This window comes from Pseudomonas sp. 10S5 (assembly GCF_035019745.1).
Taxonomy (GTDB): Bacteria; Pseudomonadota; Gammaproteobacteria; order Pseudomonadales; family Pseudomonadaceae; genus Aquipseudomonas.
Genome location: NZ_JASJVL010000032.1, coordinates 1 through 25,692 on the forward strand (window position 1 = coordinate 1; position 25,692 = coordinate 25,692).

The following is a 25,692-nucleotide window of genomic DNA, read 5'->3' on the forward strand; positions in this document are numbered from 1 at the left end:
TGAACTGCGTTGAATATTTACCCATGAAAAACACCCCGGTAGTTGGATGGGTGTCCAACATTTGGGGCGCAGTTCACCCTGTAGGAGCCAACGTGTTGGGGGTGCGTCCGTATAACCGGTTAACAAGGTCGGTGATAGATGCTACGGCAGCATGGGAGAAATTGCATTCAAGTAATATCGTCGCTCGTCACTCATTCTTGAGGTGCAGTTGTATGCCTAGCTATCTGTCTCTATCTCACCCCCCCCAAGCGCACAATTTTGTCTTTTAGAGGTATCCATGCCAGTTGAGATTTTTTATCATTGATAAATAATCTTGATTTCGGATGATTTTTATATTGTGATTTAACTCTGACTGTAAGCTCTTGATAGCTTTCTTTGAGCCTGCTATTGGCCTCGTCTTTTTCGCCACTGCGCAGGTCAAAACTGCCAAACTATTGATTACATTCTTGCAGGCCTCGCTTTCAAAGTCTGAACCGAATGCGGGATACGCCACTGCAAAAAAAAAGCGCCAGCGATCAAATATGATTTGATACGCATTATAAGTTGGCTCCTCGATTTTTCCGAAGGTAATTAGCCCGTTGTCGCCCGGGCTTATATTGCTTTAGTATAGGGGTGTTTTCGATATAAGTTATCAAATCTTCGATACTATTGTGAAACCTTGGTACACGAAGTCGACTAAGATATCTTTGATGGCAGGCAGGAGCTTATCCCATTCACAGCGTGCCTCCTCGCCAGCTGTCCATCTGTTGTAATTGTTGATAGCGCGATTACGTAATCTGGATATGTAATATCAAATAAATGTTGCTGTTGGGCGTGGGTAGTCTCCGATCCACCTGCTCGATGGTTACCATTCGGCGATTTAGCCTTCGGTAGCAGGGTTAGTTATTGCAGCCTAGAGCATCGTCTTCATCGCACTTCAATCTCGAAAGATTTCGCAATTTATTTGCATATATTTTACTGCATAAAATTTGAACCTCAGAGGAATGCTTTTGATCGTCAAACACTTCGATTCCGGAAATATTGCCCTGAGGTTGATTCTGGTCCGAATTGCTAAAAATACTATATTTGACTGATCCATTACGGAAGCTAACCTTTAAGTATTCAACTCCAGATCTAAAATAATAATTAAATTTGAAATCTCCTGTCGTAACCTTTCCAACAGGATAAATCAACTCCACATCATTCGCTTTACCAAATACATATTGAAGACCTTGAAGCCCAGCTAATTGATCGTATACACCACACAACGCTAAATTCTTTCCATTGCTGATCTCACACTGGAATACAGAAACACTTTGCCCGGTACATATCTTTTGTTCCAATCCGTTTGTGCCTGAGCAGAATATTAGCCCCGCAGTCAACATGCTCAAATGATATTTACTTTGCATTTTTAATTAACTCGTAGTTTTCCGATATCCTGCCATCATAACCGACCTGATTGGCGCCATTATATTTTCTAGCAAACTTCAACCAGTCCTTTTCAATAATGGCAGCCGAAAGTACAGGGTCAGATAAGATAAAGTTAACAAAAGCTTCCAAGTGCTTCCTCTCGGACAATCCCATATCATTTACGAATGCCTCGACGGTACAGTATCCGGCGCGCAAATGGTTATCTCCCATAATCTGAAACCTCCCCCAAGATGCCGATTTAAGGGCAGCGTTCGGATCCAAGGAGTAAGCGCTTAGCAACTTTTCGTATTGAGCGGAAAAACGGCCGTATCCTCCCCCTGTTTTTTGGGAGATTTCAGGATGCGTCTCACCAAATCGGCCTCCGGTGAGCCTATGGAAATAGTGCCTTTCGAACAGTATTGTTGGAACTTTATCGTCACGCCCATTAATAAAATAGCTACCTGAGCTGCCTGTTTCTGTAATGGCTACAGCTTTTATTGCTTCAACTTCACAGCGAAGTCTTGTTGCAGCATTAATATAATCTTCCTCATCTATTACTGAGTTGTCATAAAAATCAAGAAACGAAATTTCTATATTTCGATTATTTATTGAAATTACCGGATGCAATTTTCTATTTTGCAGGCACCCAACAAACTCCACCGGATGAAAATAAGAAACCCGCCCATCCTCCGGCAGCCCAACCTTCTCCGCCACTTCATCCCAAAACACCAAATTATTAATCCGCTCACTCTCATGCCTTAGCCACTCAGGGTCGTGACTCAGACGGTCCCGAAACGCTTGCCAGTTGGCAGCGTCGGCGGTGGTTTGCCATTCGGTGTGGTGGTGGGTGATGAGTTTTGACCAGCGATTTCTGAACGCGGGGTTTCTCAGTGTTACCCGCAGTTCTTCAGCGCTGACGTTTCCGTCGTGATTGACGTCGGCCAAAGCGTGCAGGTGTTTATAGAAATTACACACCTTCCCCGAAATCAAAGGGCTGCAGCTATTGGCACCTTGCTCAACGATCTTGAAGCCAAGCGCCTTGAAGTCGTGTTGACTGACGATCTGGGCCTTGGTTGTGCCGTCCTGTACTCCTTGTTTACTGATCAATGCTTCAAAATTACGGATCGGCGCTTTGGGGGTAGGGACCTTTTCCTGGACGTTAATCTTGTAGGCCAGGGCGCCGTCTTTGTCTTTTACGACCGGCAACTTGTTCAGGTCAAACACATGGTCTTGAAACAGAAATCTCCGGAGCTCGCTTTCGGTGTCTTGGGCCACGATGTCCGGTTGCAGTTTGGGTACGTGGAGGTATTGCTTGCCGTGTTTGAGACCGGCTTCGTTGCTGAGAAAAGCGTCGAGGTTCGGGTCGCAGGTGAAGACTTCCAAATGCACTTGGTGTTTGGATGTCTTGCCGGTTTCGGCGGGTGTTTCGTACAACCCAAGGTAGCCCACCGGGGCGCCAGCTTTGATCGGGATCGGTTTTTCGGGAACGATAACGCTGTCCAGACCCACCGGCTCAGTGCGCGGAAACTCCAGTTCAATGTCATCCACGTAGGCCCAAAACGCTTGAATGAGAGGCTCGCCTCTGATGGTGGTCGGGGCAATGGTGCAGCGCGCCATGGGCCGTCGGGTGCCATCCGGTGCGTTGACCAACACGGTGTGTGCGTTATCAAAACGAAAGGTATAGCCCGAGGGTAATTGTTCCCGCACGCCGTAGCTGGCGCCCGGTTCGTTATTCTCAGGCGCGCGATGCATGTCCAACCCGTGGAACTGCCGCACGCGGGCTTCAACCATGCCTTGCCAATACGCAGGTCGGGCTCGCGCAGGTGGCAGCACCTTGGCCAACAGCAACCGACAGTTATCTGGGCTGATGGGTTGCCCGTGTTGGTGGCTGGCGAACCAGAGTTCTGCACCGGGATTGAACGGGCCTTCCGGTGGTGCCCAGACAAGGCGGCCTTTGGCAAAGCGATAGCCTTCGGCGCCTTCTCGCTCTTCAAGAATGTCGAACACGCTGCCGGCGAGGATTACACCGATCTTTTTACTGCCGGGTTCACCCAAGGGCACATTGCGGGCTGCGCGGTCGCCGAAACCGACTTGCACGCGGTTGGCGTAGGTCGGGTCATCATTCGGGTAGCGTTCGAAGGGCAGCAGGTGCATGTACAAGCTGTAAAAGGTCAGGCTGTTTTGCTTGCCGTGGTCGGGCCCTTCTTCGGGATTGGGCGGTGACTGATAGGTATGCCGGACCAGGCAAAACGAGGTGGAGTATTTCAGTTGCAGGCAACTTGCGTCCTGTTCGAACTGGGAATCGAGGTAGTCGGCATTCAAGCGGTAAGCGACCACTTCACCGTCGGCGATGCAGCGCACCGGCTCGTTGTGGACGCAGTGCGGGGCGCTTTCATTGCTGATATGAATACCGCCGTGCCAGAAGCCGCTTTTGCTCAATAAGTAGAAACCTGACGTTTCTTTTTCCAGCAGTTGGTGCAGTTGCTCGGCGTCAGCAAAGGGTTTGCCGTCTGCCTTGCGAATCGGGAATTGGAAGAGTTCACTGACGCTGGTTTTTGGAATATTGGACATGGGCCGGTCTTCATGGGGGAGAGGCCCGACGAGTGTCCAGTAGCAAAAAATAGATATATATAGTCCGCAACCGACCAGTCGCGTAGGGCAATTCCCGCTTACCCGTGGGTAATTGCTTAAAGGATACGGCTACAGCGAAAAGGCCAAGAAAGCGGTTTCTATCCTCCGTACCATTCGCTTGCTCCTGTGGAGCGACTCCCAACAGATAAGCGCGTGTCGATAGTGCATTCATCGGCTCTTGCACTGCTTCAGGTGCCGGCGATCACTCATGAGGTACAATGCGCGCCACCGTGATTATGCTCAAAAGGTGCGTCATGCAGCCCTTCGTTATTGCTCCTTCGATTCTCTCCGCCGACTTCGCCCGCCTGGGCCAGGAAGTGGACACTGTTTTAGCCGCTGGCGCCGACACCGTGCACTTTGATGTGATGGACAATCACTACGTGCCGAACCTGACCATCGGGCCGATGGTATGCACCGCGTTGCGCAAGTACGGCATCACCGCGCCTATCGATGTGCATCTGATGGTTAGCCCGGTTGATCGCATTATTGGCGACTTCATTGAAGCCGGCGCCACCTACATCACCTTTCACCCCGAAGCCACGCTGCACATCGACCGCTCATTGCAGTTGATCCGTGAAGGCGGCTGCAAGGCGGGCTTGGTGTTCAATCCGGCCACGCCGCTTAACCTGCTTGAGTACGTGATGGACAAGGTCGACATGATCTTGCTCATGAGCGTCAACCCAGGGTTTGGCGGGCAGAAGTTCATTCCCGGCACCCTAAACAAACTGCGCGAAGCGCGGGCGTTGATTGAGGCGTCGGGGTATGACATTCGCCTGGAAATCGACGGTGGTGTGAACGTGAATAACATTCGGGAAATCGCCGTTGCCGGTGCTGACACTTTCGTAGCCGGTTCAGCGATTTTCAATGCCCCGGATTACAAGGAAGTCATTCAGAAAATGCGTGCAGAATTGGCGTTGGCTCGCCCATGAGTGGCTTCGAGCAGCTGTTTCCCGGCTGTTTGCCTAAGTTGGTGATGTTCGACCTGGATGGGACGCTGGTCGATTCAGTACCAGACTTGGCCGCCGCCGTTGATAGCATGCTGCTCACGTTGGGGCATTCCCCGGTCGGTATCGAATCGGTGCGCATCTGGATCGGTAACGGCGCGCGGGTATTGGTACGCCGGGCGCTGGCCAATGATTTTGACCATTCGGCCGTCAGTGAAGCCGACACCGAGGCGGCGTTGGCGATTTTCATGGAGGTCTACGCTGGCAGCCATTCGCTGACACAGGTTTACCCCGGTGTACGCGAGACGTTGAAGTGGATGCAGAAGCAGGGCATTGAAATGGCCCTGATCACCAACAAACCGGAGCGCTTCGTCGCGCCCCTGTTGGACGAGCTGAAATTGGGAAGATTTTTCCGCTGGATCATTGGCGGCGACACCATGCCGCAGCAGAAACCTGATCCCGCGGCGTTGTTTTTCGTGATGAAGATGGCCGGTGTTCCGGCTTCCCAATCGCTGTTCATTGGCGACTCGCGTAACGATGTGCTGGCGGCGAAAGCGGCTGGCGTTACTTGTGTGGCGCTAAGTTATGGTTACAACCACGGCCGGCCTATTGAAGAAGAATTGCCAGCGTTGGTCATTGACGACCTGCGCAAGCTGCTCCCCGGTTGCTTAGATCCGGCGGCTGAGCTAACGTTGGCTGACCTCAATTGCCCCCCTAAAAGAGATTCCATCGTGGTGGTTATCTGCAGACTCTGGATGAAAGTCATCAAGGCCCTGGCCCGTTGGCGTTGGCGCGCCTGACTTGATTTTGGCCGGTTTCCCGGCGCGTTTGCACACCTGACCGTTTACCTCAAGCCACGAGGCTGATCATGATCCGCGAAGAATTCCTGCGTTTGGCCGCTGCCGGTTACAACCGTATCCCGCTTGCCTACGAAACCCTTGCCGACTTCGACACTCCGCTGTCGATTTACCTGAAACTGGCCGACCAGCCGAACTCCTATTTACTGGAATCGGTGCAGGGCGGCGAGAAGTGGGGGCGTTATTCCATCATTGGCTTGCCATGCCGTACGGTCATGCGGGTTCACGAAGAACAGATCAGCGTGACCCTGGACGGTGTTGAAATCGAACATTTGGAAAGCGAAGACCCGCTGGCCTTTGTTGAGGTATTCAAGGCGCGCTACAACGTACCGACTATCCCCGGACTGCCGCGTTTCAACGGCGGGTTAGTGGGTTATTTCGGCTACGACTGCGTGCGCTATGTTGAGAAACGCCTGGGCAAATGCCCTAACCCGGACCCACTGGGGGTTCCGGATATCTTGCTGATGGTATCTGACGCCGTGGTGGTGTTCGACAACCTGGCGGGCAAGATGCACGCGATCGTGTTGGTCGATCCGGCTGAGGCCAACGCTTACGAAAACGGTCAGGCGCGCCTTGAAGAGCTGATGGAAAAACTTCGTCAGCCGATCACACCACGTCGCGGGCTAGACCTTACACGTCCGCAAGCGCCAGACCCGATCTTCCGCTCCAGTTTCACTCAAGCGGATTATGAGCGGGCGGTGGATACCATCAAGGAATACATCCTTGCCGGTGACGTGATGCAGGTGGTTCCGTCGCAACGTATGTCCATTGACTTCAAAGCCGCTCCCATCGATTTGTATCGCGCACTGCGTTGCTTCAACCCGACGCCTTATATGTACTTCTTCAATTTCGGTGACTTCCATGTTGTGGGCAGTTCGCCGGAAGTGCTGGTGCGGGTTGAAGACAATCTGATAACGGTTCGTCCGATTGCTGGCACGCGCCCACGCGGCGCCAACGAAGAAGAAGACGTGGCGCTTGAACTGGACCTGCTGTCAGACCACAAGGAGATCGCCGAGCACCTGATGCTGATCGACCTGGGGCGTAACGATACTGGTCGTGTGTCGGAAGTCGGCTCGGTGAAGCTGACCGAGAAGATGGTCATTGAGCGTTATTCCAATGTCATGCATATCGTCTCCAACGTGACTGGGCAACTGAAAAGCGGCCTGACGGCGATGGATGCGCTGCGCGCAATTCTGCCTGCGGGAACGCTGTCCGGTGCTTCGAAAATTCGTGCGATGGAAATCATCGACGAACTGGAACCGGTAAAACGTGGCGTATACGGTGGTGCCGTAGGTTATCTGGCATGGAACGGCAATATGGACACCGCCATCGCGATCCGCACGGCGGTGATCAAAAACGGCGAACTGCACGTTCAGGCCGGTGGCGGTATCGTTGCCGACTCAGTGCCAAGGCTTGAGTGGGAAGAAACGCTCAACAAGCGCCGCGCCATGTTCCGCGCCGTGGCGTTGGCTGAGCAGGAGCCGTAATACTTCCTTTGCAATTTCCCTGTGGGACCGAATTTATTCGGGAAGGCAACAACGCGGCGGGTCACACGCACCACGCCGCTTGTTTCCCGAATAAATTCGGTCGCAAAGGCTGAAATCCTCGCTGTTAAAAATCCACACTCACCGCCAACCCAACACCTTGCTGGGTCACGTCGTCGGCCTTGCGCCAGTTGTAGTTCGCGCTCAATGACACCTCCTGGGTCAGCTTCTGACTGACGCCGATACTGGCGCGGTTGAGGCTGCTTTGTGGTTTGTAACCGTCCAGCGTGAAGTCGATAGTCGGCAGGCTGTTGAGGGCAATCGTGACGTTTTGCTGGTGGTTGGCGTACTCATGTTCGTGTGCTGCCTCAGCAAACAGTTGTGTCGACGACGTGACCTGGATTTTGCCTTGAAGCCCTGCACCGAGGCGCCGAGAGTTACGTCGCTGGTCGTCGAAGGTGAGCGCCGTAGAACGCGCCCCATCTTCCGAATAGCCGTTCACTACGATGTGGGCGTAATCGGCGCTGATGAACGGCGACAGGTGCCATCCGCTATTGGCCTGGGCGATGTCGTACCCCAATCGGGCGCTAAATGCCCACAGCTTGCCATCGGTATCACCTTTCTCTTCGCCTTCGGCTATCCCCAGCGCGAATTTACGGTTGGCATCTTGATAGTCGAGTTTTCCGCCGGTCAGCGCCGCGTCCGCCCACAGGTGGTTGGCATGGTATTGCAGGAATGCAGTCGCCAAATAGCTGTTGAGAGAATAGTCGGAGTCTCGGGGGCCTGCTTCCAAGCGTTGCCGATAGAAACCTGCAGCAACCCCCGCACGCCAATCGTCGGCAAACCGGTAACTGCCCCCGATGGTCAAGTTGTAGCCATGGCCGTCTGCCTTGGCGGAACTCCTGTCGTCATCGAATTTGATGCGCTCACCGCCGGTAGCGATGATTGCGCGCCAGCGGCCGACGCTTTGCCAATTACCTTCATCGGCTAACCACTGATTGCGCAATGCATCTTGGTGCGCGTTCAAAGTCCCGAGGGCCATTTCCGGCAGTAGGGTTGTTTCCCAAGGTGCCGAAAGCAATGAATAGGCGTAATCGGCGATTAATTGTTGCCCGGCAATTGTCGGGTGCACGCTGTCGTTGAACAGCAGCTTGGTGGGGTCGGGCGTTGCGCTGTTAAGGCCGTGTGCGAGATTCTCTGTACAGGCATTACCGTTAAAGCACGTGCCGACCAGATTTTGGCTGGCGTCCAAGCCGAAGCGCGCGGGGTTGGCCAAGGTTTCCTGAATTAACAGTGGAATATTCAGCGGGATGATCTCGGCGTGAATCTGCGACAGGCGACTGACGAGTTCTGCATTGAACGCGCCACTCAACTGGGAGCTGGGCGTTTGGGCAGGCGTGCCAAACGCCGCTGGCGTCAAGCCGAGGTCAGGTAACAGCCAGACCATGATGTAGCGTGCGCCCGCTTGCTGAAGGGCTTGGGCACTATTCGCCAGTTGGTCTGCCGAACCTGCTGCTGATGGGGCATCGACGACCAGTCCTTGGAAAAAATCATTGCCGCCGCCTGACAAGAAATAAAGCGCGTTGGGATCAGCCCGGAAGTTGTTTGCAACCAAGTAACTGTCCTTGCTGCGCAGTACTGTGCCTCCACCGGGTTCACCATCTGGGATGGCAACTACCGATTTAGAAGTGACAGAGCCATAAATCTGATCTGTTCGATAACCCCCTACGGCATAGTTATTACCATCTTTTAAGCCGAGAAGTGCGTTGACCGGGGACGTCGAGGGCAAGAGGTCGCCGGGCGCGATGCCGAGTTTCAATCCGAGCAATGTGGTTGAAACCGGTCCATAGGCCTCGCCACTGCCGTCTTTAAAGGTCGGGCCGGTGCGGTTCGTGAAACGCAAGCCGGAAACGTTTGGGCCCGCAAGGTCAGGATATTGACCGGAATCACTCAGGCTATCGCCAAACACCAGCAGAGTTGAGTAAGGCGATGGGGCCGCGAAGGCGTAAGAGCAGGCCAGTGAAAGAACACATGTTGCGAACGGCAGGGACAGCGCCTGTTTAATCATTGTTATGATCCCTTTTGTCGTTATTTTAGTTTTACCTCTACGAAAAGTAGCAAAGCTTTGACGGCTCTGCGCCGTCTGCGCGTGCTAAATGCCCGGCGGAGCGTCACCACGGCGATATTGCACCGCATGCTTGGGTAAGCTAATGTGCCGGGACGTATGAAAATGAGACCTCCCCCAGTGTTGATCGTCAGTAAATTCTTGATGCGCGTTATCAAGGCTCACGCCCGTTGGCGTTGGCGCGCCTGACTGTTTCCTCCCGGCCTCGCCGGACTTGTACCCATAGCCCTTCGATTGTCTTGCCAAAGCACCTGCGCTGGATGGATTTCAGTGAGCAGCGTGCATGCGCCAAGCTAACGGACAGAGTCCAGGGGTTGCTTTAAAGTCAGTACTTCAAGAGGTTAATCACATGCTGCTGATGATCGATAACTACGATTCGTTTACCTACAACGTCGTGCAATACCTGGGTGAGTTGGGTGCAGAGGTCAAAGTGATCCGCAACGACGAACTGACGATTGCCGAAATCGAAGCCTTGAACCCCGAACGCATCGTCGTTTCTCCTGGCCCCTGTACCCCGACCGAAGCAGGCGTTTCGCTGGAAGTGATCAAACACTTTGCCGGCAAGTTGCCGTTGCTTGGTGTTTGCCTCGGGCATCAAGCCATTGGTCAGGCATTTGGCGGTGACGTGGTGCGTGCGCGGCAGGTGATGCATGGCAAGACCAGTCCGGTGATCCATGAAGACCTCGGTGTATTCGACGGCCTGAATCATCCGTTGACGGTCACCCGTTATCACTCGTTGGTGGTCAAGCGCGAAACATTGCCGGAGTGCCTTGAGTTGACAGCGTGGACCGAACTCGAAGACGGCTCGGTCGATGAAATAATGGGCTTGCGCCACAAGACGCTGAATGTCGAAGGGGTTCAGTTTCACCCTGAGTCGATTCTTACCGAGCAGGGCCATGAGCTGTTCGCCAACTTCCTCAAACAAACCGGCGGCACTCGCCAGGTTTAAGAGGGTTCAAGGTTATGAGTAAGGTTATGGTTATGGACATTAAAAGCGCGCTGGGTCGTATTGTTAACCAGCTGGATTTGAGCACGGAAGAAATGCGCGACGTCATGCGCGAAATCATGACCGGTCAATGTACTGAAGCGCAGATTGGCGCATTCTTGATGGCCATGCGCATGAAAAGCGAAAGCATCGACGAGATTGTTGGCGCGGTCACCGTAATGCGTGAGTTGGCCGACAAGGTTGAGCTCAAAACCCTCGACGGCGTCGTCGACGTGGTCGGCACCGGTGGCGACGGTGCCAATATTTTTAACGTTTCGACGGCGTCGGCGTTTGTCGTTGCGGCGGCCGGTTGTACGGTTGCCAAGCACGGTAACCGGGCGGTTTCCGGTAAAAGTGGCAGCGCCGATCTGCTCGAAGCTGCCGGGATTTATCTGAACTTGACCCCCGTGCAAGTCGCTCGCTGCATTGATAGCGTCGGCATTGGTTTCATGTTCGCTCAGTCCCACCACCGTGCTATGAAGTTTGCTGCTGGCCCCCGACGCGACCTCGGTCTGCGCACCCTGTTTAATATGCTCGGCCCGCTTACGAATCCGGCTGGCGTCCGCCACCAGGTGGTCGGGGTGTTCAGTCAGGCATTGTGCCGTCCACTGGCTGAGGTGTTGTCGCGGATGGGCAGCAAGCACGTGTTGGTCGTACACTCTCAGGACGGTTTGGACGAGTTCAGCCTGGCAGCACCGACCTTTGTCGCCGAGCTGAAAAACGGTGATATCACCGAATATTGGGTACAACCGGAAGATTTGGGCATTAAAAGCCAAAGCCTGTTTGGCCTGACAGTAGAAAGCCCGGCTGCTTCGCTGGAGTTGATTCGCGATGCGTTAGGTCGGCGCAAAACGGAGAACGGTCAAAAAGCTGCTGAAATGATTGTCCTTAATGCAGGCGCAGCGCTCTATGCGGCGGATCATGCTTACACGCTGAAACAAGGCGTGGAGCTGGCGCATGATGCTCTGCACACTGGCCTTGCCCGGGAGAAAATGGAAGAGTTGGGTGCCTTTACTGCGGTATTCAGACAGGAGAACGAAGGATGAGTGTGCCGACGGTTCTGGAAAAGATTCTTGCCCGTAAGATCGAGGAAATCGCCGCCCGTAGCGCGGTAATTAGCCTCGCTGAGTTGGAGCGTCTGGCAGCGCTGGCCGATGCGACGCGGGGTTTCGCCGATGCGCTGATCAAGCAGGCGAAGAAGAAGCAACCTGCGGTAATTGCGGAAATCAAGAAGGCGTCGCCGAGCAAAGGCGTGATCCGCGAGAAGTTTTTTCCTGCGGAAATTGCCAAGAGCTATCAGGCCGGTGGCGCGACGTGCCTCTCCGTCCTGACCGACGTCGATTTTTTTCAGGGCGCCGATGCGTACCTGCAACAAGCCCGCGCCGCGTGCTCCCTGCCGGTGATTCGCAAAGACTTCATGATTGATCCGTACCAAATCATTGAAGCCCGTGCCCTTGGCGCTGACTGTGTGTTGCTAATCGTGGCCGCTTTGGAAGACGCGAAGTTAGCCGAATTGGCTGCCGTCGCGAAAGGCGTAGGTCTTGATGTGTTGGTTGAGGTGCATGACCTTGACGAGTTGGAGCGGGCGCTAAAGACCTTGGACACACCACTGATAGGCGTCAACAACCGTAACCTGCATACGTTTGAAGTGAATCTTGAAAATACTTTGGACCTCCTGCCGCGTATACCACGTGATCGTTTAGTCATCACAGAAAGCGGCATCCTCAATCGCGCGGACGTCGAGCTGATGGAAATCAGCGAGGTCTATGCGTTCCTGGTGGGCGAAACGTTCATGCGTGCAGAACATCCGGGTGCTGAATTGCAGCGACTGTTCTTTCCTGAGCGTGGGCCGTTGATTAGTAATTGATCTGAGAATTCTCGCCACCATGTTGGCGAAACAATGTAATGGACACCAGAGAGCTTAGATGCAAAACCCTGTCATCAAAACCACTGTCGCCGCAGGTCTTCAGGCTGAGCAGGATCTGCTCGCCTCGGTGTGTGCGGGTAATGCCGAATTCGGATTGCTGTTTTGGCGCCCGATAGATCGTGCTTTGGTGATGCCGCGTCGTATGAGCCGTCTCGCTCGTTTCGATGTGGCGACCGAATTTTTGGCAAATCTCGGCTGGCCGATTCTTCTGCGTGAAAGCGGTGGCGAGCCTGTGCCTCAATCTCACGCCACCGTGAACATCGCATTGGTGTACGCCCAGCCGCGCGGCGACAATGATCGGGACCGAATCGAGAACGCGTACAGACGCTTGTGTGAGCCGATCTGCGACGAGCTAATCGCGCTCGGTGGCGCGGCGTCAGTTGGAGAGGTGGAGGGCGCTTTCTGTGATGGGCGTTTCAACGTGAATCTCGACGGCCGCAAAATGGTAGGCACGGCCCAGCGTTGGCGGCAAAGTCAGGGCGGTCAACGCCCTGTTGTGCTGGCGCATGGTGCGTTGCTGCTGGACGACGAGCGTGAGGACATGATCGCTGCGGTCAATGCATTCAACCAGATTTGTGAGCAACCTCAGCGCGTAAGGGCCCAAAGCCATGTCGCTTTGCACGAAGCCTATCCGGGAGCCGATGTTTTGGGAAATCTAGCCGAGCGTTATCAATACATCCTAAGTGAGTTCTAACCCTGTAGGCGTTTAACGGGTACCGAACACCACCATTGTCTTGCCTTTAACGTGTACCAGATTTTGCTCTTGCAATGCCTTGAGTACGCGGCCAACCATTTCTCTCGAACAACCCACAATGCGGCCTATTTCCTGGCGGGTAATCTTAATTTGCATGCCGTCGGGATGTGTCATGGCATCTGGTTGCTTGCATAAATCCAGCAGGCTTCGCGCTACGCGCCCAGTCACGTCGAGAAAGGCCAAGTCACCGACTTTTCGAGTGGTATTGCGCAGCCGTTCGGCCATTTGGCCGCCGATAGCGTACAAGATGTCAGGATCGTCCTGCATAACTTCACGGAATCTGTTATAGCTGATTTCAGCCACTTCACACTCGGTCTTGGTGCGCACACCGGCACTGCGCTCAATCGCTTGCCCTGCTTGGTCAAACAAACCTAACTCGCCAAAAAAATCTCCGGTATTGAGGTAGGCCACGATCATTTCCCGTCCGTCATCTTCTATCACCACCGTCACGGAGCCCTTGACGATGAAGAACAGCGACTCAGAGCGGTCACCTGCACGCATAACATTAGTTTTGGCGGCGTAGCGACGGCGTTGACAATGGGCCAGGAGCTTGTCGAGATTTTTGATCTTGGGTGTAAGGCTTATAGCGACCATGCATGTATCCCGAAAAAAGTAACGCGCCACGAATCATCCTGTTGGGTATCGGCCGCGTCAGTGATTCGCCGCAGCTTATCAGGACAGATCGCGGAAAATTAGGAAATTTCCCACGTCTTTATTTCAAATACGCATTTAGCTTTGGAACCAGCGAATGTTGGCCCTGTGCTAAGCTGGCGACCCTTTTTTAATAGTGGAGTCTTGGTGATGAAGGCACGCATCCAGTGGGCTGGCGAAGCCATGTTTCTTGGTGAATCCGGTAGCGGCCATGTGGTGGTGATGGATGGTGCGCCTGAGAGCGGTGGCCGTAACCTCGGCGCGCGGCCCATGGAAATGGTGTTGATTGGCCTAGGTGGCTGCAGCAACTTTGACGTGGTCAGCATCCTGAAGAAATCACGTCAGGCTATCGAAAGCTGCGAGGCTTTTCTTGAAGCTGAGCGCGCTACCGAAGACCCAAAGGTGTTCACCAAGATTCATTTGCATTTCGTGGTCAAGGGTCGCGACTTGAAAGAAACCCAAGTTAAGCGGGCCATTGAGTTGTCAGCTGAGAAGTATTGCTCGGCGTCGATCATGCTGGGTAATGCAGGCGTCGAGATTACTCACGACTATGAAATCATCGAATTGGGCTGAATGGACACCCAAATTTCATAAAAGCGGCGCAGACTCTGGCAGCCGGCGTGTTACGTCTGCATAATGCGCCCCTTTTTCAGGGTACGGTCCGTTGCGTCACGACTATAGAAACGCCCGAACAGACAACCAAAATCGCCACCGCGAAGAGGTGTTCACCGTCCTACGCAGATGAGCCGTTCTTATCTGACGGGCATGCTTGATTACGCGGCTTGACCGCACAAATAAAGAGAGTTTTATCGGTGAAAAGCAAACTCAAGCTCCACGGGTTCAATAACCTGACCAAGACCTTGAGCTTCAACATCTATGACATCTGCTATGCGGAAACTCCGCAAGACCAGCAAGCCTACGTCGAGTACATCAATCGTGAGTACGACGCGGAACGCCTGACGCAGATTCTGACTGATGTGGTCGATATTATTGGCGCCAACATCTTGAATATCGCGCGCCAGGATTACGACCCGCAAGGCGCTAGCGTGACCATTTTGATCTCCGAACAGCCGGTGACGCCCACCGACAGCCAGATCGAAGAGTCACCTGGGCCGCTGCCAAAAGAAACTATTTTGGCTCACCTCGACAAGAGCCACATCACGGTGCACACCTACCCGGAAATTCACCCGGTCGATGGCATCGCGACGTTTCGTGTTGATATAGACGTGTCGACTTGTGGGGTTATTTCACCGCTTAAAGCATTGAACTACCTTATTCACCAGTTCGACTCAGACATCGTCACTGTCGACTATCGTGTACGCGGTTTTACGCGCGACATTGAAGGCAAAAAACACTTTATTGACCACGAAATCAACTCGGTTCAGAACTATCTTTCTGAAGACACACGCTCTGCCTATCAACTGACAGACGTGAACGTTTACCAGGAAAATATGTTCCACACCAAGATGCTGCTAAAGAACTTCGAACTGGACAACTACTTGTTTGGGGATGCGACGAGCAACCTGTCGACTCAACAACGTGACCAGGTCACCGAAAGGGTGAAGCACGAAATGCTGGAGATTTTCTACGCTCGGAACATGCAGCCTTAAAGGGTCCCGTTCCGATGTAGATGTAAAAAAGGCGCCCATCGAGGCGCCTTTTTACGGTCAAACCGTTAGACCCGATAAGTGCTTTTGGTCATGACTTTTGCCAACAAGCTCATGCCGAATTTGACCGGCCTTGGAAAACGGAAACCGCCGGCCTCCAGTGCACCCTGAGCATGGTGTTCTTCGTCAGTACGCATCTGCTCTAGAATGGCTCGGGACTTCTCATCCCCAGCAGGTAATTGCGCCAAATGGTCATTTAGGTGCTTGCAGACTTGATCTTCTGTGGCAGCTACAAATCCAAGACTTATTTTGTCGCTGATCAGGCCGGCCACTGCCCCGATTCCAAAAGATAACCCGTAGAACACCGGGTTGAGCACGCTGGTGTGACTGCCCAGCTGATGAATGCGCTGTTCACACCACACAAGGTGATCGATTTCTTCCTCGGCGGCATGCTCCATAGCAGCGCGCACTTTCGGTAATTTGGCGGTTAATGCTTGGCCTTGGTAAAGAGCCTGCGCGCAGACTTCGCCGGTGTGGTTGATGCGCATCAGGCCTGCCACGTGCCGAGTGTCGGCGTCGTTCATCTTGACTTCAGGTTGGACAATCGCGGGAGAGGGACGATACGGTTGCGCGCTAAAGGGCAACAGCGTGCGCATTGCGGCATCGGCTTGTAATAGAAAACGGTCAACAGGTGAGTAGTGACGTTCGGTAGCCATGGGCACCTCCGGGTAAATCCACGCAGACCAGTCTACCCGAATCGATCAGGTGCGGCTTGAGCTGGATCAGCTCACCGGTTGTGCGAGTCCAGCACCGATGAGCCTAAGTCGTTGATAAATGAATCAGCCTGGTGGCCAGTGCATCTGACGTTGACCCAAGACGTGCATGTGAATGTGATAGACGGTCTGACCGCCCAGCTCATTGCAGTTCATCGTCACGCGGAAACCGTCTTCGCAGCCCAGTTCTTTAGCCAGACGTTGAGCGGTGTACAAGATATGGCCCAACAGGCCCTTGTCTTCTTCGGTTACGTCGTTAAGTGTACGAATCACTTTTTTCGGAATCACCAGAAAGTGCACCGGTGCTTGAGGGGCAATGTCATGAAAGGCCAGCACCTGGTCATCCTCGTAGATGATCTTTGCCGGTATCTCTCTGTTGATGATTTTGGTGAACAGAGTCTCCACAGCTATTTCTCCGCTTGAATAAGTAAACGAGTGTAATGACGCAGGGGTATCAGGCCCAGCGCTTATTAGCGAGGGCAGTGAGCCTTATTGAGCGCAGCGGCTATTTTTATCGTTAGCCAACGTGGCGTCAGGCGAGGGGCGAAGGCCGACAGCTTGTTGCGCCAACCAGGAATGATCACCGCGCGATTTTTCGCCAGTGCGCGGACGGTATATAACGCAACCTCTTCGGGGCTCATCATCCGGTTGCTGTTAGAAAGCGCACCCAATTCCATTTGAGCTGTTTGAAAAAACGCTGTACGCGTCGGCCCGGGGCAGAGCACTGATATTTTCACGCCGGTTTTCTTCAGCTCTTCACGCAGCCCTTCGGAAAAAGTCAGCACATAAGCTTTGCTTGCGTGATAGCTGGTCATCCATGGGCCCGGCCGAAAGGCTGCAACCGAGGCGACGTTCAGTATCTGTCCGCCACCCTGTACGGCCATGGCGTTGCCGACGGAATGGCACAGGCGAGTGAGGGCCAGAATGTTTATGTCAATCAAGTCCTGGTCTACACCCCACTCTTGAGCGAGGAACGGCCCGCACGTACCTATCCCCGCGCAATTAACCAATAAGTCGATTTGTCGCTCACCGTCTTCGAGTTCCAAAAGGAAGCCGGAAAGCCGCAGCGGTTCGCCAAGATCGCAGGCCCGGAACAAAACGTCCACACCAAAGCGTTGCGTCAGCTCGATGGCGATGCGCTCCAACTCTTCGCGTTCGCGGGCGACTAAAATCAGGCTGCGACCCCTGCGCGCCAGGGCCTCGGCCATCGCTAGGCCAATGCCGCTGGAGGCGCCAGTAATCAGAGCGTAACAGGTCATGCAGTTTCTCCAGGCAGCGCGCTCAGTCCGGAGCGGTCAAAGTCTAACGGGTTATTTGTTTTTATAGTCTACAGATGGCGGCGTGCTATCGGCGGGTTGTGAAGTGTCGCTGTCTTGGTCGTCGTCATAGGGCAGGGTATTTTCGTATTCAGTGGCGGTGGTTTGTACTTCGCTTTCGAATAGCCCAGGAACCCCGAAAAAAAAGCCGACCATGGTCACTGCGAGAATTAGTAGCCACGTGCAGGCCAGTATTTTTACTGCCTTGCTGTTCGGCGGTTGCGGCGCGCCGAACTGATTTGGTCCCGTATTCCCGGGAACGACTATCATCAGGATAGGAAACAGCGCGCCCACGAATGGCACCAAGTTTAATAACAGAAGCCAAGCAGACCAACCCGCATCGTGGAGCCGCTGGGCGCCGATTTGTACGCTGATGATGAAAAAGGCGACAACCGCGATGGTCGTGAACAGCCCTCCAGCGATCAGCGAGCTTGTCATCAGCGCTGCGCAAATCGCCGTAGCAACGCCAATCGCCGTCATGAGCACAAAGGTCCAGGCCAAGTACCGCAGTCGTCCGATCCGCCCTCGGACGGTAAAGACTTTCAATTCGGGGAAGCCTGCCAGTGTCGTAATAACCGGCGCTTGAGGCGTGGCATAGGGTGATAGTTGTGCTTGTGTTTGGTATGGCGTGGGTTGATGAATGTCGTACAGCTCAAGATTAATGGGGTTTTCAGCCTCAATGCGTGCTTCGACGCCCGCATCATTCAGCGCATCCAGGTAATACCGCGCCTGTTCTTGCGATAGCCCGTGCCTAAGCGTAATCGCTCGACCGCTGAACAGTTTCTCAACGACAGCCCCGTCACTTTTGAACAGCTCCGCCAGGATTAACGTGGCGGTCTCTCTCTCGACACCGCTGCGTAGTTGCCCGCTGAAGATGATCTTGAAGTGTGGCTCAGCCATTCTCGGCTTCCTTGTCTGGTAATACGTCAAGTCTTTACGGTCGACTGATGGCAGTGAAAGGGCAGATGATCAGTGAGGCCAATGCTTCGCCAGTTCGACTGACCGGGTTTGTGCTGAACGGTATTCGGAATCCAAACGCGCGATCAGTTCGTTGACATCGGGGAGGTCGTTGATTTCACCAACACCTTGGCCCGCAGACCACACGGTTTTCCAAGCTTTCGCTTCGTCACTCATGGGTTTGAGTTTAGCGCTTGAACCCACCTCGACTTTGCCTTGTAGCGCCGCCAGATCAAAACCGGCATTTTCCAGGCTCTGACGCATGAAGCTAGCGGGCACCCCCGACACTGCGGCGGTGTACACAATATCGGCGGCTTTTGAGGCCATCAACATTTCTTTGTAGGCGTCAGGTGCATGACTTTCGCGGGTGGCGATAAAGCGTGTGCCGAAGTAGGCAAGGTCGGCGCCGAGCAGTTGGGCGGCGAGTATCTGGTGGCCTTGATTCAGGCAGCCCGCCAGCAATAGGGTCTTATCGAAGAATTGGCGGATTTCGGCGATCAGCGAAAATGGGCTCAAGGTGCCCGCATGCCCTCCAGCGCCGGCCGCGACGGCGATCAAACCATCAACACCGGCTTCGGCTGCTTTTTCCGCATGACGTCGTGTCGTAACGTCGTGAAACACCAGTCCCCCATAACTGTGCACAGCGTCGACCAGTTCTCTAACGGCGCCAAGACTGGTAATAACGATGGGTACTCTGTGCTCAACACAAATTTCCAGGTCGGCCTGCAAGCGTGGGTTGCTGTTATGCACGATCAAGTTGACGGCGTAAGGCGCAGGATTAACAAGCCCTGCCAATCCCGCTTCGATTTCTTCCAGCCAAGCCTTGAAGCCGCTGCTTTCACGTTGGTTCAGCGCAGGGAAGCTCCCCACTACCCCATTGCGGCAGCACGCTAGGACCAGTTGTGGATTGGAAATCAGAAACATCGGTGCGACTACCACGGGCAGACGCAAACGATGTTCAAGCAGCGTTGGCAGCGACATAAGCAGTACCCCGTTTTTGAGCTGTGATTAGAAAGGTCGAACCACCACCAGTACTACGATTGCGAGCAGTATCAGTACCGGGATTTCATTGAACCAGCGGTAATACACGTGGCTGCGGCCATTCTCTCCACGGGCAAAGCGTTTTACTTGCGCGCCGCACATGTGGTGATAGCCGATCAACAGCACCACCAATAAGAGCTTGACGTGCATCCAGCCTTGGCTGAGGTAGCCGCTCGGATTGAGGCTTATTAACCAGATTCCGAACACCAGGGTGGCAACCATCGCTGGCCCCATGATGCCCCGATAAAGCTTGCGCTCCATAATGCAAAAGCGTTCGCGGCTAACAGCGTCTTCGCTCAAGGAGTGGTAGACAAACAATCTGGGCAAGTAAAACAAGCCGGCAAACCAGCAGACGATTGAGACAATGTGGAAAGCTTTAAGCCATAGATAGAGCATATTGGGTTTTCCAGGATTTACGGTGGCCAAATAGTAGTTGCATGAGCGCCCCTACGTCACCTTTGCGGTTGTCGCATGCGCTCAACGACCCTATCATCGACGGCTTTCCAGTAGGTTCGTTAAAGGGGCAGGGTTATGGTCAAGGTCGGAATCGTCGGCGGCACGGGTTATACCGGGGTCGAGCTGCTGCGTCTGTTGGCACAGCATCCGCAAGCCGAGGTAGTGGTTATCACTTCTCGCTCTGAGGCCGGTTTGCCTGTGGCTGATCTTTATCCGAACCTGCGAGGCCATTACGACGGCCTGACCTTTAGCGTTCCGGACGTTGAAACCTTGGGCGCCTGCGATGTTGTGTTTTTCTCGACACCCCACGGTGTAGCTCATGCACTGGCCGGCGAACTGCTTAAAGCAGGTACTAAAGTTATCGACCTTTCTGCGGACTTCCGTTTGCATGACGCTGACGAGTGGGCCAAGTGGTACGGCCAACCCCATGGCGCGCCTGAATTGCTTGAAGAGGCGGTGTATGGTCTTCCAGAGGTGAATCGCGAGCAGATAAAAACGGCGCGCTTGATCGCGGTGCCTGGCTGTTACCCAACGGCGACCCAGTTAGGCTTCTTACCGCTGCTTGAGGCGGGTCTGGCGGATAACTCCCGGTTGATCGCCGACTGTAAATCCGGCGTAAGCGGTGCGGGCCGTGGTCTGAGTGTCGGGTCGCTGTACGCGGAGGCCAGTGAAAGCTTCAAGGCCTACGCGGTTAAAGGTCATCGTCATTTGCCCGAAATCACCCAAGGTTTGCGCAGAGCCGCAGGCGGTGATGTGGGTTTGACCTTCGTGCCTCATCTGACGCCTATGATTCGTGGCATTCATTCGACGCTTTACGCAACGGTGGTAGATAGGTCGGTGGATTTGCAGGCGCTGTATGAAAAGCGTTATGCCAATGAACCCTTTGTTGACGTAATGCCTGCGGGTAGCCATCCCGAAACTCGCAGTGTGCGTGGCGCTAATGTTTGTCGTATTGCCGTGCATCGTCCGCAGGGCGGCGATGTCGTGGTGGTGTTATCGGTGATCGACAACCTGGTGAAGGGCGCTTCAGGCCAGGCGGTGCAAAACATGAACATCATGTTTGGTCTCGATGAGCGGTTCGGCCTGTCCCATGCGGGGATGTTGCCGTAAGAGCAGTGGCGAGCTACGAGCTGCAAGTGATCGGCTTTGTCTTGCGGCTTGTCACCTACAGCTCGTTGCTGCCCCTACAATAGTTGACCGATTTACTAGGACAAGCGGATAATGCGCGTCATTACGCATTATTGCGGCATAGCGCCGGGAGATAATTAGCATGAGCGTCGAAACCTTCACGCCAACGGCCTTGGAATTCACCCCCGGTGCAGCGCACAAGGTGAAGACTCTGGTCGATGAAGAGGGCAATGATCGCCTGAAACTGCGTGTATTCGTAACCGGTGGTGGCTGTTCAGGCTTCCAGTATGGCTTCACGTTCGATGAAGACATTGCTGATGACGACACCATTGTTGAGCGTGACGGTGTGAGCTTAGTGGTTGATCCAATGAGCTTTCAATACCTGGCAGGCGCAGAAGTGGACTATCAGGAAGGCTTGGAAGGATCTCGCTTTGTGATCAAAAATCCGAATGCTTCCACGACTTGTGGTTGCGGCTCGTCGTTTTCGGTCTGATTTATCGATTGTGATGCAGGGTTTGTAAGTAAAGATGCGCCGCACTGACGTGCGGCGTTTTGCTGTGTGCGTCAGGCTGGGTAAATGGCGCCGAGTACACGTAAACCCCGGGCACCCGTGACTGTCGGACGGTTAGCGGGCACGCCTTCAAGACAGCAATGTGCCAGCCAGGCAAAAGCCATGGCCTCGACCCAGTCCGGGTCCACTCCATACAGGGCGGTACTGTTTACCGTTGTGTTTGGCAGCAGTGCAGCGAGTCTGGCCATTAGCGTTGCGTTATGCGCGCCACCCCCGCAGATTAATAACTCATCAGTCACAGCCTGAGCCATCTGTAGCGATTGAGTAATCGTCAGCGCGGTCAGCTCGGTAAGGGTTGCCTGGATGTTTTCCGGTGGGAAGCTTGGTAGTTGAAACAAGTGGTGTTGCAACCAACTGAGATTGAAGACTTCACGGCCTGTACTTTTTGGGCCTTGCGTCAAAAAGAAAGGGTCGCTGAGCAGGGATTGCAGCAGTGCGGGTTCAATTTGTCCACTGGCAGCCCACGCTCCGTCCTGATCATAGTTCAGGCCGCGCTGGGTTTGTATCCAGGCGTCGATCAAAACATTTCCGGGACCGCAGTCAAAGCCAGACACTGGTCTATCGGGTTCGATCAAGCTTAAGTTGCTGAAGCCGCCAATGTTGAGCACGGCTCTATGGTCTTGTAGCGCGCCTAAAGGTTTATCAAACAACGCTTCGTGAAACGCCGGGACTAACGGTGCACCTTGACCACCTGCAGCGACGTCGCGGCGGCGAAAGTCACTGACGACAGTGATTTCGGTCAATTCGGCAAGGAGGGCAGGGTTTCCAATTTGAATAGTGAAACCACGAGCGGGCTCATGGCGAATGGTCTGGCCATGGCTGCCGATAGCGCGAATTTCACCGGGAGAGCGTTGCTCTTGTTCAAGTAGCGTCAGAATGCCTTGAGCGGCCAAGCGTACCCATTTCTGCTCGGCGATCGCTGCTCGGGCAAGTTCATCCGAGCTGCTGGCGCATAAACTCAGAAGCTCGGCACGCAAATCTTCCGGCATGGGGATGTAGTGAGTCGCCAATAAAGTTGGGCGGTCGGTCTGCTCAATAAGAGCGATATCCAACCCGTCAAGGCTGGTTCCAGACATCACACCTATATATAGAGCCATCTTTTATCTCTTGCTGGAGGCCAGCATGGTGGCCTTTTCCTGGTCCATGCGCGCCATCAATGGCTGACTTTGCTGCAGGAAGCGTTGTTTTTCCGATTTGGCAATCGGATCGGCCATCGGCAGTTTCTGACCCAGCGGGTCGACGTGGACCCCGTTGACCTGAAACTCATAATGCAAATGCGGTCCAGTCGATAAACCAGTGGTACCAATATAGCCAATTATTTGGCCTTGCTTGACAGTAGCGCCAGCCTGTATGCCCTTGGCAAATCCTTGCATGTGACCGTAAAGCGTTCGGTAAGTCTCGCCATGCTGCAGAATGACCGTATTGCCGTAACCACCTTTGCGTCCAGCCAACAACACTTTACCGTCACCAGTCGCCTTGATCGGCGTACCGCGAGGGGCGGCGTAATCGACGCCTTGATGTGCACGGATTTTATTTAATATAGGGTGCTTGCGGCTCATTGAGAATAACGAGCTAATGCGGGCGAAATCCACAGGAGTGCGAATGAATGCCTTTCGCATGCTGTTGCCTTCAGCCGTGTAGTAATTGGTGTTGCCTTGCTTATTGGTATAACGAACCGCGGAATAGTTTTTCCCACGGTTGGTGAATCTTGCGGACACGATATTGCCATTGCCGACTATCTTGCCCTTCACAACTTTCTGCTCATAGATCACATCGAACTCATCACCTTGGCGAATATCCTGAGCGAAATCGATGTCGTAGCCAAAAATATTGGCCATGTCCATGGTCATGCTGTGGGATAGGCCGGCGCGTTGAGCTGAGAGTGACAGAGAACTGTTGATAATGCCGTGTGCATAGGCTGTACGTATGGTTGGCTTAGTAACCTCGCGGCTAAATGTATAGCCGTTGTCGGTCTTGGACAGGCTGATGGTTTCGAGGTCGCCGACCTTGCTGTGCAGTTGTTTAAGCTGCCCGTCAGGAGTCAGTTCGAACTGCAGAATCTGTCCCCTTTTGAGTTGGCTGAATTGTTTGGCTTGTTTATCGCTGGCCAGAACGTCGTGAACCTCGCCAGCGGGAAGTCCGACCCGTTCGAATAGCGTTGATAAGGTGTCGCCCCTAGAGACCACGACCTCTTTATGGCTGGGGTTGGGGCGCGTTGTTTCAGGTTTCGCGATGGCGTTTTCCTGAAGGTTGTCGGTATCGTTTTCTATTTGGGCGAAGGGGGAGGTATTTGCTTTCGATGTGGCTTGAAGAGGATCTTGAGCGTCTTGTTGTTCTGTGAGCTGATCAGCTGTCGTTTGGATATCGTGATTACGTGTGGTTCTTTTAGCTTCAACGTCGCTTGACGGGAAGACCAGAAGCGCCAAGCTCAACAGTGCAGCAATTCCGCTAGCAGCTAACAGATGACTCTTCGGATAAAGCGGAGGCGCCTTAGGCTGGGTATTGATCATAGGTAATTTTGGCTTTAAAAAGATTAATTGGAAAAGATGAATGACATGATGAACATTAAATAACTGTATAAAATATAACCAAATCATGTCTTAAGCAACCCTGCTAATAGATCAGTTTCCTATTCGTCTGTCTGCGCGGGTCAAAACTTGTAATTGAACACTGATCTTGTATGGTTGGTGCCCATTTGAAATGAGCCAAAACGGGGCTGTCATGAAATCGGTTGAAGAGCAGCTAGCGCTGATTAAGCGTGGTGCGGATGAACTCCTGGTCGAGTCCGAACTGGTCGAAAAGCTTAAGCGCGGTAAGCCGCTGCGAATCAAGGCAGGTTTCGACCCTACCGCACCTGATTTGCATTTGGGTCATACCGTACTTATTAATAAGCTGCGCCAATTCCAAGAGTTGGGTCATCAGGTCATCTTCCTGATTGGTGACTTCACCGGAATGATCGGCGACCCAAGCGGCAAAAGCGCAACCCGTCCTCCGCTGACGCGTGAGCAGGTGCTGTCCAATGCCGAGACCTATAAAGCTCAGGTCTTCAAAATTCTTGATCCTGCCAAAACCGAGGTGGCCTTCAACTCCACTTGGATGGATCAGATGAGTTCCGCTGATTTCATCCGCTTATCTTCGCAGTACACCGTGGCGCGGATGCTCGAGCGGGATGACTTCCATAAGCGGTACTCAACCAATCAGCCTATCGCTATCCATGAGTTCATGTATCCGCTGGTCCAGGGGTATGACTCCGTAGCATTGCGTGCCGATGTCGAGCTGGGCGGTACTGATCAGAAGTTCAATCTGCTGATGGGTCGCGAGTTGCAGCGCGCCTACGGCCAAGAAGCGCAGTGCATCCTGACCATGCCTTTATTGGAGGGGTTGGATGGTGTGAAGAAGATGTCCAAGTCACTGGGCAACTATGTAGGAATTCAGGAAGCGCCGGGCATCATGTATAGCAAGCTAGTTTCCATTCCGGATGCGTTGATGTGGCGTTACTTTGAGTTGTTGAGCTTTCTTTCCATGGATGAGATCAATGGCTTCAAAGCGGACGTTAAAGCTGGCTTTAACCCACGTGACATAAAGATCAAGCTGGCTGAAGAGATCGTTGCACGGTTCCATGGCGAGGAGGCGGCTGCAACAGCCCATCGTTCGGCGGGTAATCGCATGAAGGATGGCGAGCTTCCAGATGATCTGCCTGAGATCAGCATTGCAGGGTCCGAAGACATGCCCATCGCTGCTGTCCTTAATAAGGCAGGGCTGGTTAAGAACTCGGCAGTCGCGCGGGATCTTCTGGCGTCGGGCGGTGTGCGCATAGATGGTGAGGTTGTGGGCCGCGGGTTTATGTTTAAGCTGGGCGCTACCCATGTTTGTCAGGCGGGAAAGAAGGCTTTTGGGCGAATTACACTAAATTTGGAATAACTCGCGATTAATCCTTGACGTAACTTTTTCTGGGCCTATAATTCGCCCCTCTTCCGCAGCAGATGAAACATAAACTCCTTGGTAATCAATGAGTTAATCAGTTTTGTTAGCGAGGAAGAAGCTTCGGTCGCGGTGATCGACAGCGGTGAGAATAGGCAGTTGACAGCGAGTTGAA

The 25,692-nt window shown here is 53.6% G+C and carries 24 protein-coding genes; 12 read left to right on the forward strand and 12 right to left on the reverse strand.

The features are described 5' to 3' along the window. Positions 1–878: 878 nt before the first annotated feature. Entirely contained in the window at positions 879–1,388 is a 510-nt protein-coding gene (locus QN378_RS22815) for a hypothetical protein (protein WP_322205629.1), read from the reverse strand. Beyond that, on the reverse strand, positions 1,378–3,750 hold the full coding sequence (locus QN378_RS22820; protein WP_322205627.1) for an N-acetylmuramidase family protein: 2,373 nt from the start codon (positions 3,748–3,750) through the stop codon (positions 1,378–1,380). Before QN378_RS22820 ends, QN378_RS22815 begins: the two co-directional genes overlap by 11 nt. Before the next feature lie 524 nt (positions 3,751–4,274). On the opposite strand from QN378_RS22820, the gene rpe reads away from it, so the two are divergent. The 3 genes from rpe to trpE all read left to right on the forward strand — a co-directional run bounded on the left by rpe (position 4,275) and on the right by trpE (position 7,308). Further along, complete coding sequence (gene rpe / locus QN378_RS22825; RefSeq protein WP_322166366.1) at positions 4,275–4,949, forward strand: ribulose-phosphate 3-epimerase; 675 nt, start codon at positions 4,275–4,277, stop codon at positions 4,947–4,949. Continuing rightward, the gene (locus QN378_RS22830) at positions 4,946–5,764 is read left to right on the forward strand and encodes a phosphoglycolate phosphatase (protein WP_323550949.1); all 819 of its coding nucleotides are present in this window, start codon (positions 4,946–4,948) and stop codon (positions 5,762–5,764) included. The genes rpe and QN378_RS22830 overlap by 4 nt, the downstream gene beginning before the upstream one ends. A 68-nt stretch (positions 5,765–5,832) precedes the next feature. Beyond that, positions 5,833–7,308 (forward strand): anthranilate synthase component I, encoded by a 1,476-nt coding sequence (gene trpE, locus QN378_RS22835; RefSeq protein ID WP_322205625.1) that lies wholly within the window; start codon positions 5,833–5,835, stop codon positions 7,306–7,308. A gap of 124 nt (positions 7,309–7,432) precedes the next feature. Here the strand turns inward: trpE and estP are convergent, their stop codons facing one another. Next, a complete protein-coding gene (gene estP / locus QN378_RS22840) occupies positions 7,433–9,373 on the reverse strand; it encodes an esterase EstP (protein ID WP_323550950.1) in 1,941 nt (646 codons plus the stop codon). Between the two features lie 406 nt (positions 9,374–9,779). On the opposite strand from estP, the gene QN378_RS22845 reads away from it, so the two are divergent. The 4 genes from QN378_RS22845 to QN378_RS22860 are packed head-to-tail and all read left to right on the forward strand — an operon-like array spanning position 9,780 to position 13,036. Further along, complete coding sequence (locus QN378_RS22845; protein WP_322205623.1) at positions 9,780–10,379, forward strand: aminodeoxychorismate/anthranilate synthase component II; 600 nt, start codon at positions 9,780–9,782, stop codon at positions 10,377–10,379. Positions 10,380–10,411: 32 nt separating this feature from the next. Beyond that, positions 10,412–11,461 carry an anthranilate phosphoribosyltransferase gene (gene trpD, locus QN378_RS22850; protein WP_322205622.1) on the forward strand — a complete coding sequence of 350 codons (1,050 nt, stop codon included), beginning with the start codon at positions 10,412–10,414 and terminating at the stop codon, positions 11,459–11,461. Continuing rightward, positions 11,458–12,282: an indole-3-glycerol phosphate synthase TrpC gene (gene trpC, locus QN378_RS22855; RefSeq protein ID WP_322205621.1), complete on the forward strand. Its 825-nt coding sequence runs from the start codon at positions 11,458–11,460 to the stop codon at positions 12,280–12,282. Before trpD ends, trpC begins: the two co-directional genes overlap by 4 nt. A 58-nt stretch (positions 12,283–12,340) precedes the next feature. Next, on the forward strand, positions 12,341–13,036 hold the full coding sequence (locus QN378_RS22860) for a lipoate--protein ligase family protein (protein ID WP_322205620.1): 696 nt from the start codon (positions 12,341–12,343) through the stop codon (positions 13,034–13,036). Between the two features lie 12 nt (positions 13,037–13,048). Here the strand turns inward: QN378_RS22860 and crp are convergent, their stop codons facing one another. Next, the gene (gene crp / locus QN378_RS22865; protein WP_322205619.1) at positions 13,049–13,690 is read right to left on the reverse strand and encodes a cAMP-activated global transcriptional regulator CRP; all 642 of its coding nucleotides are present in this window, start codon (positions 13,688–13,690) and stop codon (positions 13,049–13,051) included. 207 nt (positions 13,691–13,897) lie between these two features. On the opposite strand from crp, the gene QN378_RS22870 reads away from it, so the two are divergent. Beyond that, a complete protein-coding gene (locus QN378_RS22870; RefSeq protein ID WP_322205618.1) occupies positions 13,898–14,320 on the forward strand; it encodes an OsmC family protein in 423 nt (140 codons plus the stop codon). A gap of 239 nt (positions 14,321–14,559) precedes the next feature. Then, positions 14,560–15,357, forward strand: a complete 798-nt coding sequence (gene speD, locus QN378_RS22875; RefSeq protein WP_322205617.1) for an adenosylmethionine decarboxylase — start codon at positions 14,560–14,562, stop codon at positions 15,355–15,357. Between the two features lie 65 nt (positions 15,358–15,422). Here speD and coq7 read toward each other — a convergent pair whose 3' ends face one another. The 6 genes from coq7 to hemJ all read right to left on the reverse strand — a co-directional run bounded on the left by coq7 (position 15,423) and on the right by hemJ (position 19,837). Next, entirely contained in the window at positions 15,423–16,070 is a 648-nt protein-coding gene (gene coq7, locus QN378_RS22880; protein ID WP_322205616.1) for a 2-polyprenyl-3-methyl-6-methoxy-1,4-benzoquinone monooxygenase, read from the reverse strand. 123 nt (positions 16,071–16,193) lie between these two features. Then, positions 16,194–16,532: a histidine triad nucleotide-binding protein gene (locus QN378_RS22885; RefSeq protein ID WP_322205615.1), complete on the reverse strand. Its 339-nt coding sequence runs from the start codon at positions 16,530–16,532 to the stop codon at positions 16,194–16,196. A 65-nt stretch (positions 16,533–16,597) separates the two neighbouring features. Next, positions 16,598–17,386 (reverse strand): SDR family oxidoreductase, encoded by a 789-nt coding sequence (locus tag QN378_RS22890; protein ID WP_322205614.1) that lies wholly within the window; start codon positions 17,384–17,386, stop codon positions 16,598–16,600. Positions 17,387–17,437: 51 nt separating this feature from the next. After that, positions 17,438–18,343, reverse strand: a complete 906-nt coding sequence (locus tag QN378_RS22895; RefSeq protein ID WP_322205613.1) for a DUF805 domain-containing protein — start codon at positions 18,341–18,343, stop codon at positions 17,438–17,440. A gap of 69 nt (positions 18,344–18,412) precedes the next feature. Then, positions 18,413–19,381: a nitronate monooxygenase family protein gene (locus QN378_RS22900; RefSeq protein ID WP_322205612.1), complete on the reverse strand. Its 969-nt coding sequence runs from the start codon at positions 19,379–19,381 to the stop codon at positions 18,413–18,415. Positions 19,382–19,408: 27 nt separating this feature from the next. Then, entirely contained in the window at positions 19,409–19,837 is a 429-nt protein-coding gene (hemJ, locus tag QN378_RS22905; RefSeq protein ID WP_322205611.1) for a protoporphyrinogen oxidase HemJ, read from the reverse strand. A gap of 135 nt (positions 19,838–19,972) precedes the next feature. Between hemJ and argC the strand changes: the two genes are divergently transcribed. Continuing rightward, the gene (gene argC, locus QN378_RS22910; protein WP_322205610.1) at positions 19,973–21,007 is read left to right on the forward strand and encodes an N-acetyl-gamma-glutamyl-phosphate reductase; all 1,035 of its coding nucleotides are present in this window, start codon (positions 19,973–19,975) and stop codon (positions 21,005–21,007) included. Between the two features lie 160 nt (positions 21,008–21,167). After that, entirely contained in the window at positions 21,168–21,518 is a 351-nt protein-coding gene (gene erpA, locus QN378_RS22915; RefSeq protein WP_322166349.1) for an iron-sulfur cluster insertion protein ErpA, read from the forward strand. A 71-nt stretch (positions 21,519–21,589) separates the two neighbouring features. Here the strand turns inward: erpA and QN378_RS22920 are convergent, their stop codons facing one another. Together QN378_RS22920 and QN378_RS22925 are read right to left on the reverse strand one after the other, a co-directional pair. Then, the gene (locus QN378_RS22920) at positions 21,590–22,693 is read right to left on the reverse strand and encodes an anhydro-N-acetylmuramic acid kinase (RefSeq protein WP_322205609.1); all 1,104 of its coding nucleotides are present in this window, start codon (positions 22,691–22,693) and stop codon (positions 21,590–21,592) included. Positions 22,694–22,696: 3 nt separating this feature from the next. Beyond that, entirely contained in the window at positions 22,697–24,106 is a 1,410-nt protein-coding gene (locus tag QN378_RS22925) for a peptidoglycan DD-metalloendopeptidase family protein (protein WP_322206953.1), read from the reverse strand. 211 nt (positions 24,107–24,317) lie between these two features. Between QN378_RS22925 and tyrS the strand changes: the two genes are divergently transcribed. After that, entirely contained in the window at positions 24,318–25,517 is a 1,200-nt protein-coding gene (gene tyrS, locus QN378_RS22930; RefSeq protein WP_323550951.1) for a tyrosine--tRNA ligase, read from the forward strand. Positions 25,518–25,692 lie beyond the last annotated feature (175 nt).

Bases quoted from the DNA above. Each gene is read 5' to 3' on its own strand.
- QN378_RS22815 (WP_322205629.1), bottom strand. From the start codon at position 1,388: ATGCAAAGTAAATATCATTTGAGCATGTTGACTGCGGGGCTAATATTC.
- rpe (WP_322166366.1), top strand. From the start codon at position 4,275: ATGCAGCCCTTCGTTATTGCTCCTTCGATTCTCTCCGCCGACTTCGCC.
- QN378_RS22830 (WP_323550949.1), top strand. From the start codon at position 4,946: ATGAGTGGCTTCGAGCAGCTGTTTCCCGGCTGTTTGCCTAAGTTGGTG.
- trpE (WP_322205625.1), top strand. From the start codon at position 5,833: ATGATCCGCGAAGAATTCCTGCGTTTGGCCGCTGCCGGTTACAACCGT.
- estP (WP_323550950.1), bottom strand. From the start codon at position 9,373: ATGATTAAACAGGCGCTGTCCCTGCCGTTCGCAACATGTGTTCTTTCA.
- QN378_RS22845 (WP_322205623.1), top strand. From the start codon at position 9,780: ATGCTGCTGATGATCGATAACTACGATTCGTTTACCTACAACGTCGTG.
- trpD (WP_322205622.1), top strand. From the start codon at position 10,412: ATGGACATTAAAAGCGCGCTGGGTCGTATTGTTAACCAGCTGGATTTG.
- trpC (WP_322205621.1), top strand. From the start codon at position 11,458: ATGAGTGTGCCGACGGTTCTGGAAAAGATTCTTGCCCGTAAGATCGAG.
- QN378_RS22860 (WP_322205620.1), top strand. From the start codon at position 12,341: ATGCAAAACCCTGTCATCAAAACCACTGTCGCCGCAGGTCTTCAGGCT.
- crp (WP_322205619.1), bottom strand. From the start codon at position 13,690: ATGGTCGCTATAAGCCTTACACCCAAGATCAAAAATCTCGACAAGCTC.
- QN378_RS22870 (WP_322205618.1), top strand. From the start codon at position 13,898: ATGAAGGCACGCATCCAGTGGGCTGGCGAAGCCATGTTTCTTGGTGAA.
- coq7 (WP_322205616.1), bottom strand. From the start codon at position 16,070: ATGGCTACCGAACGTCACTACTCACCTGTTGACCGTTTTCTATTACAA.
- QN378_RS22890 (WP_322205614.1), bottom strand. From the start codon at position 17,386: ATGACCTGTTACGCTCTGATTACTGGCGCCTCCAGCGGCATTGGCCTA.
- QN378_RS22895 (WP_322205613.1), bottom strand. From the start codon at position 18,343: ATGGCTGAGCCACACTTCAAGATCATCTTCAGCGGGCAACTACGCAGC.
- QN378_RS22900 (WP_322205612.1), bottom strand. From the start codon at position 19,381: ATGTCGCTGCCAACGCTGCTTGAACATCGTTTGCGTCTGCCCGTGGTA.
- hemJ (WP_322205611.1), bottom strand. From the start codon at position 19,837: ATGCTCTATCTATGGCTTAAAGCTTTCCACATTGTCTCAATCGTCTGC.
- argC (WP_322205610.1), top strand. From the start codon at position 19,973: ATGGTCAAGGTCGGAATCGTCGGCGGCACGGGTTATACCGGGGTCGAG.
- erpA (WP_322166349.1), top strand. From the start codon at position 21,168: ATGAGCGTCGAAACCTTCACGCCAACGGCCTTGGAATTCACCCCCGGT.
- QN378_RS22920 (WP_322205609.1), bottom strand. From the start codon at position 22,693: ATGGCTCTATATATAGGTGTGATGTCTGGAACCAGCCTTGACGGGTTG.
- QN378_RS22925 (WP_322206953.1), bottom strand. From the start codon at position 24,106: ATGATCAATACCCAGCCTAAGGCGCCTCCGCTTTATCCGAAGAGTCAT.
- tyrS (WP_323550951.1), top strand. From the start codon at position 24,318: ATGAAATCGGTTGAAGAGCAGCTAGCGCTGATTAAGCGTGGTGCGGAT.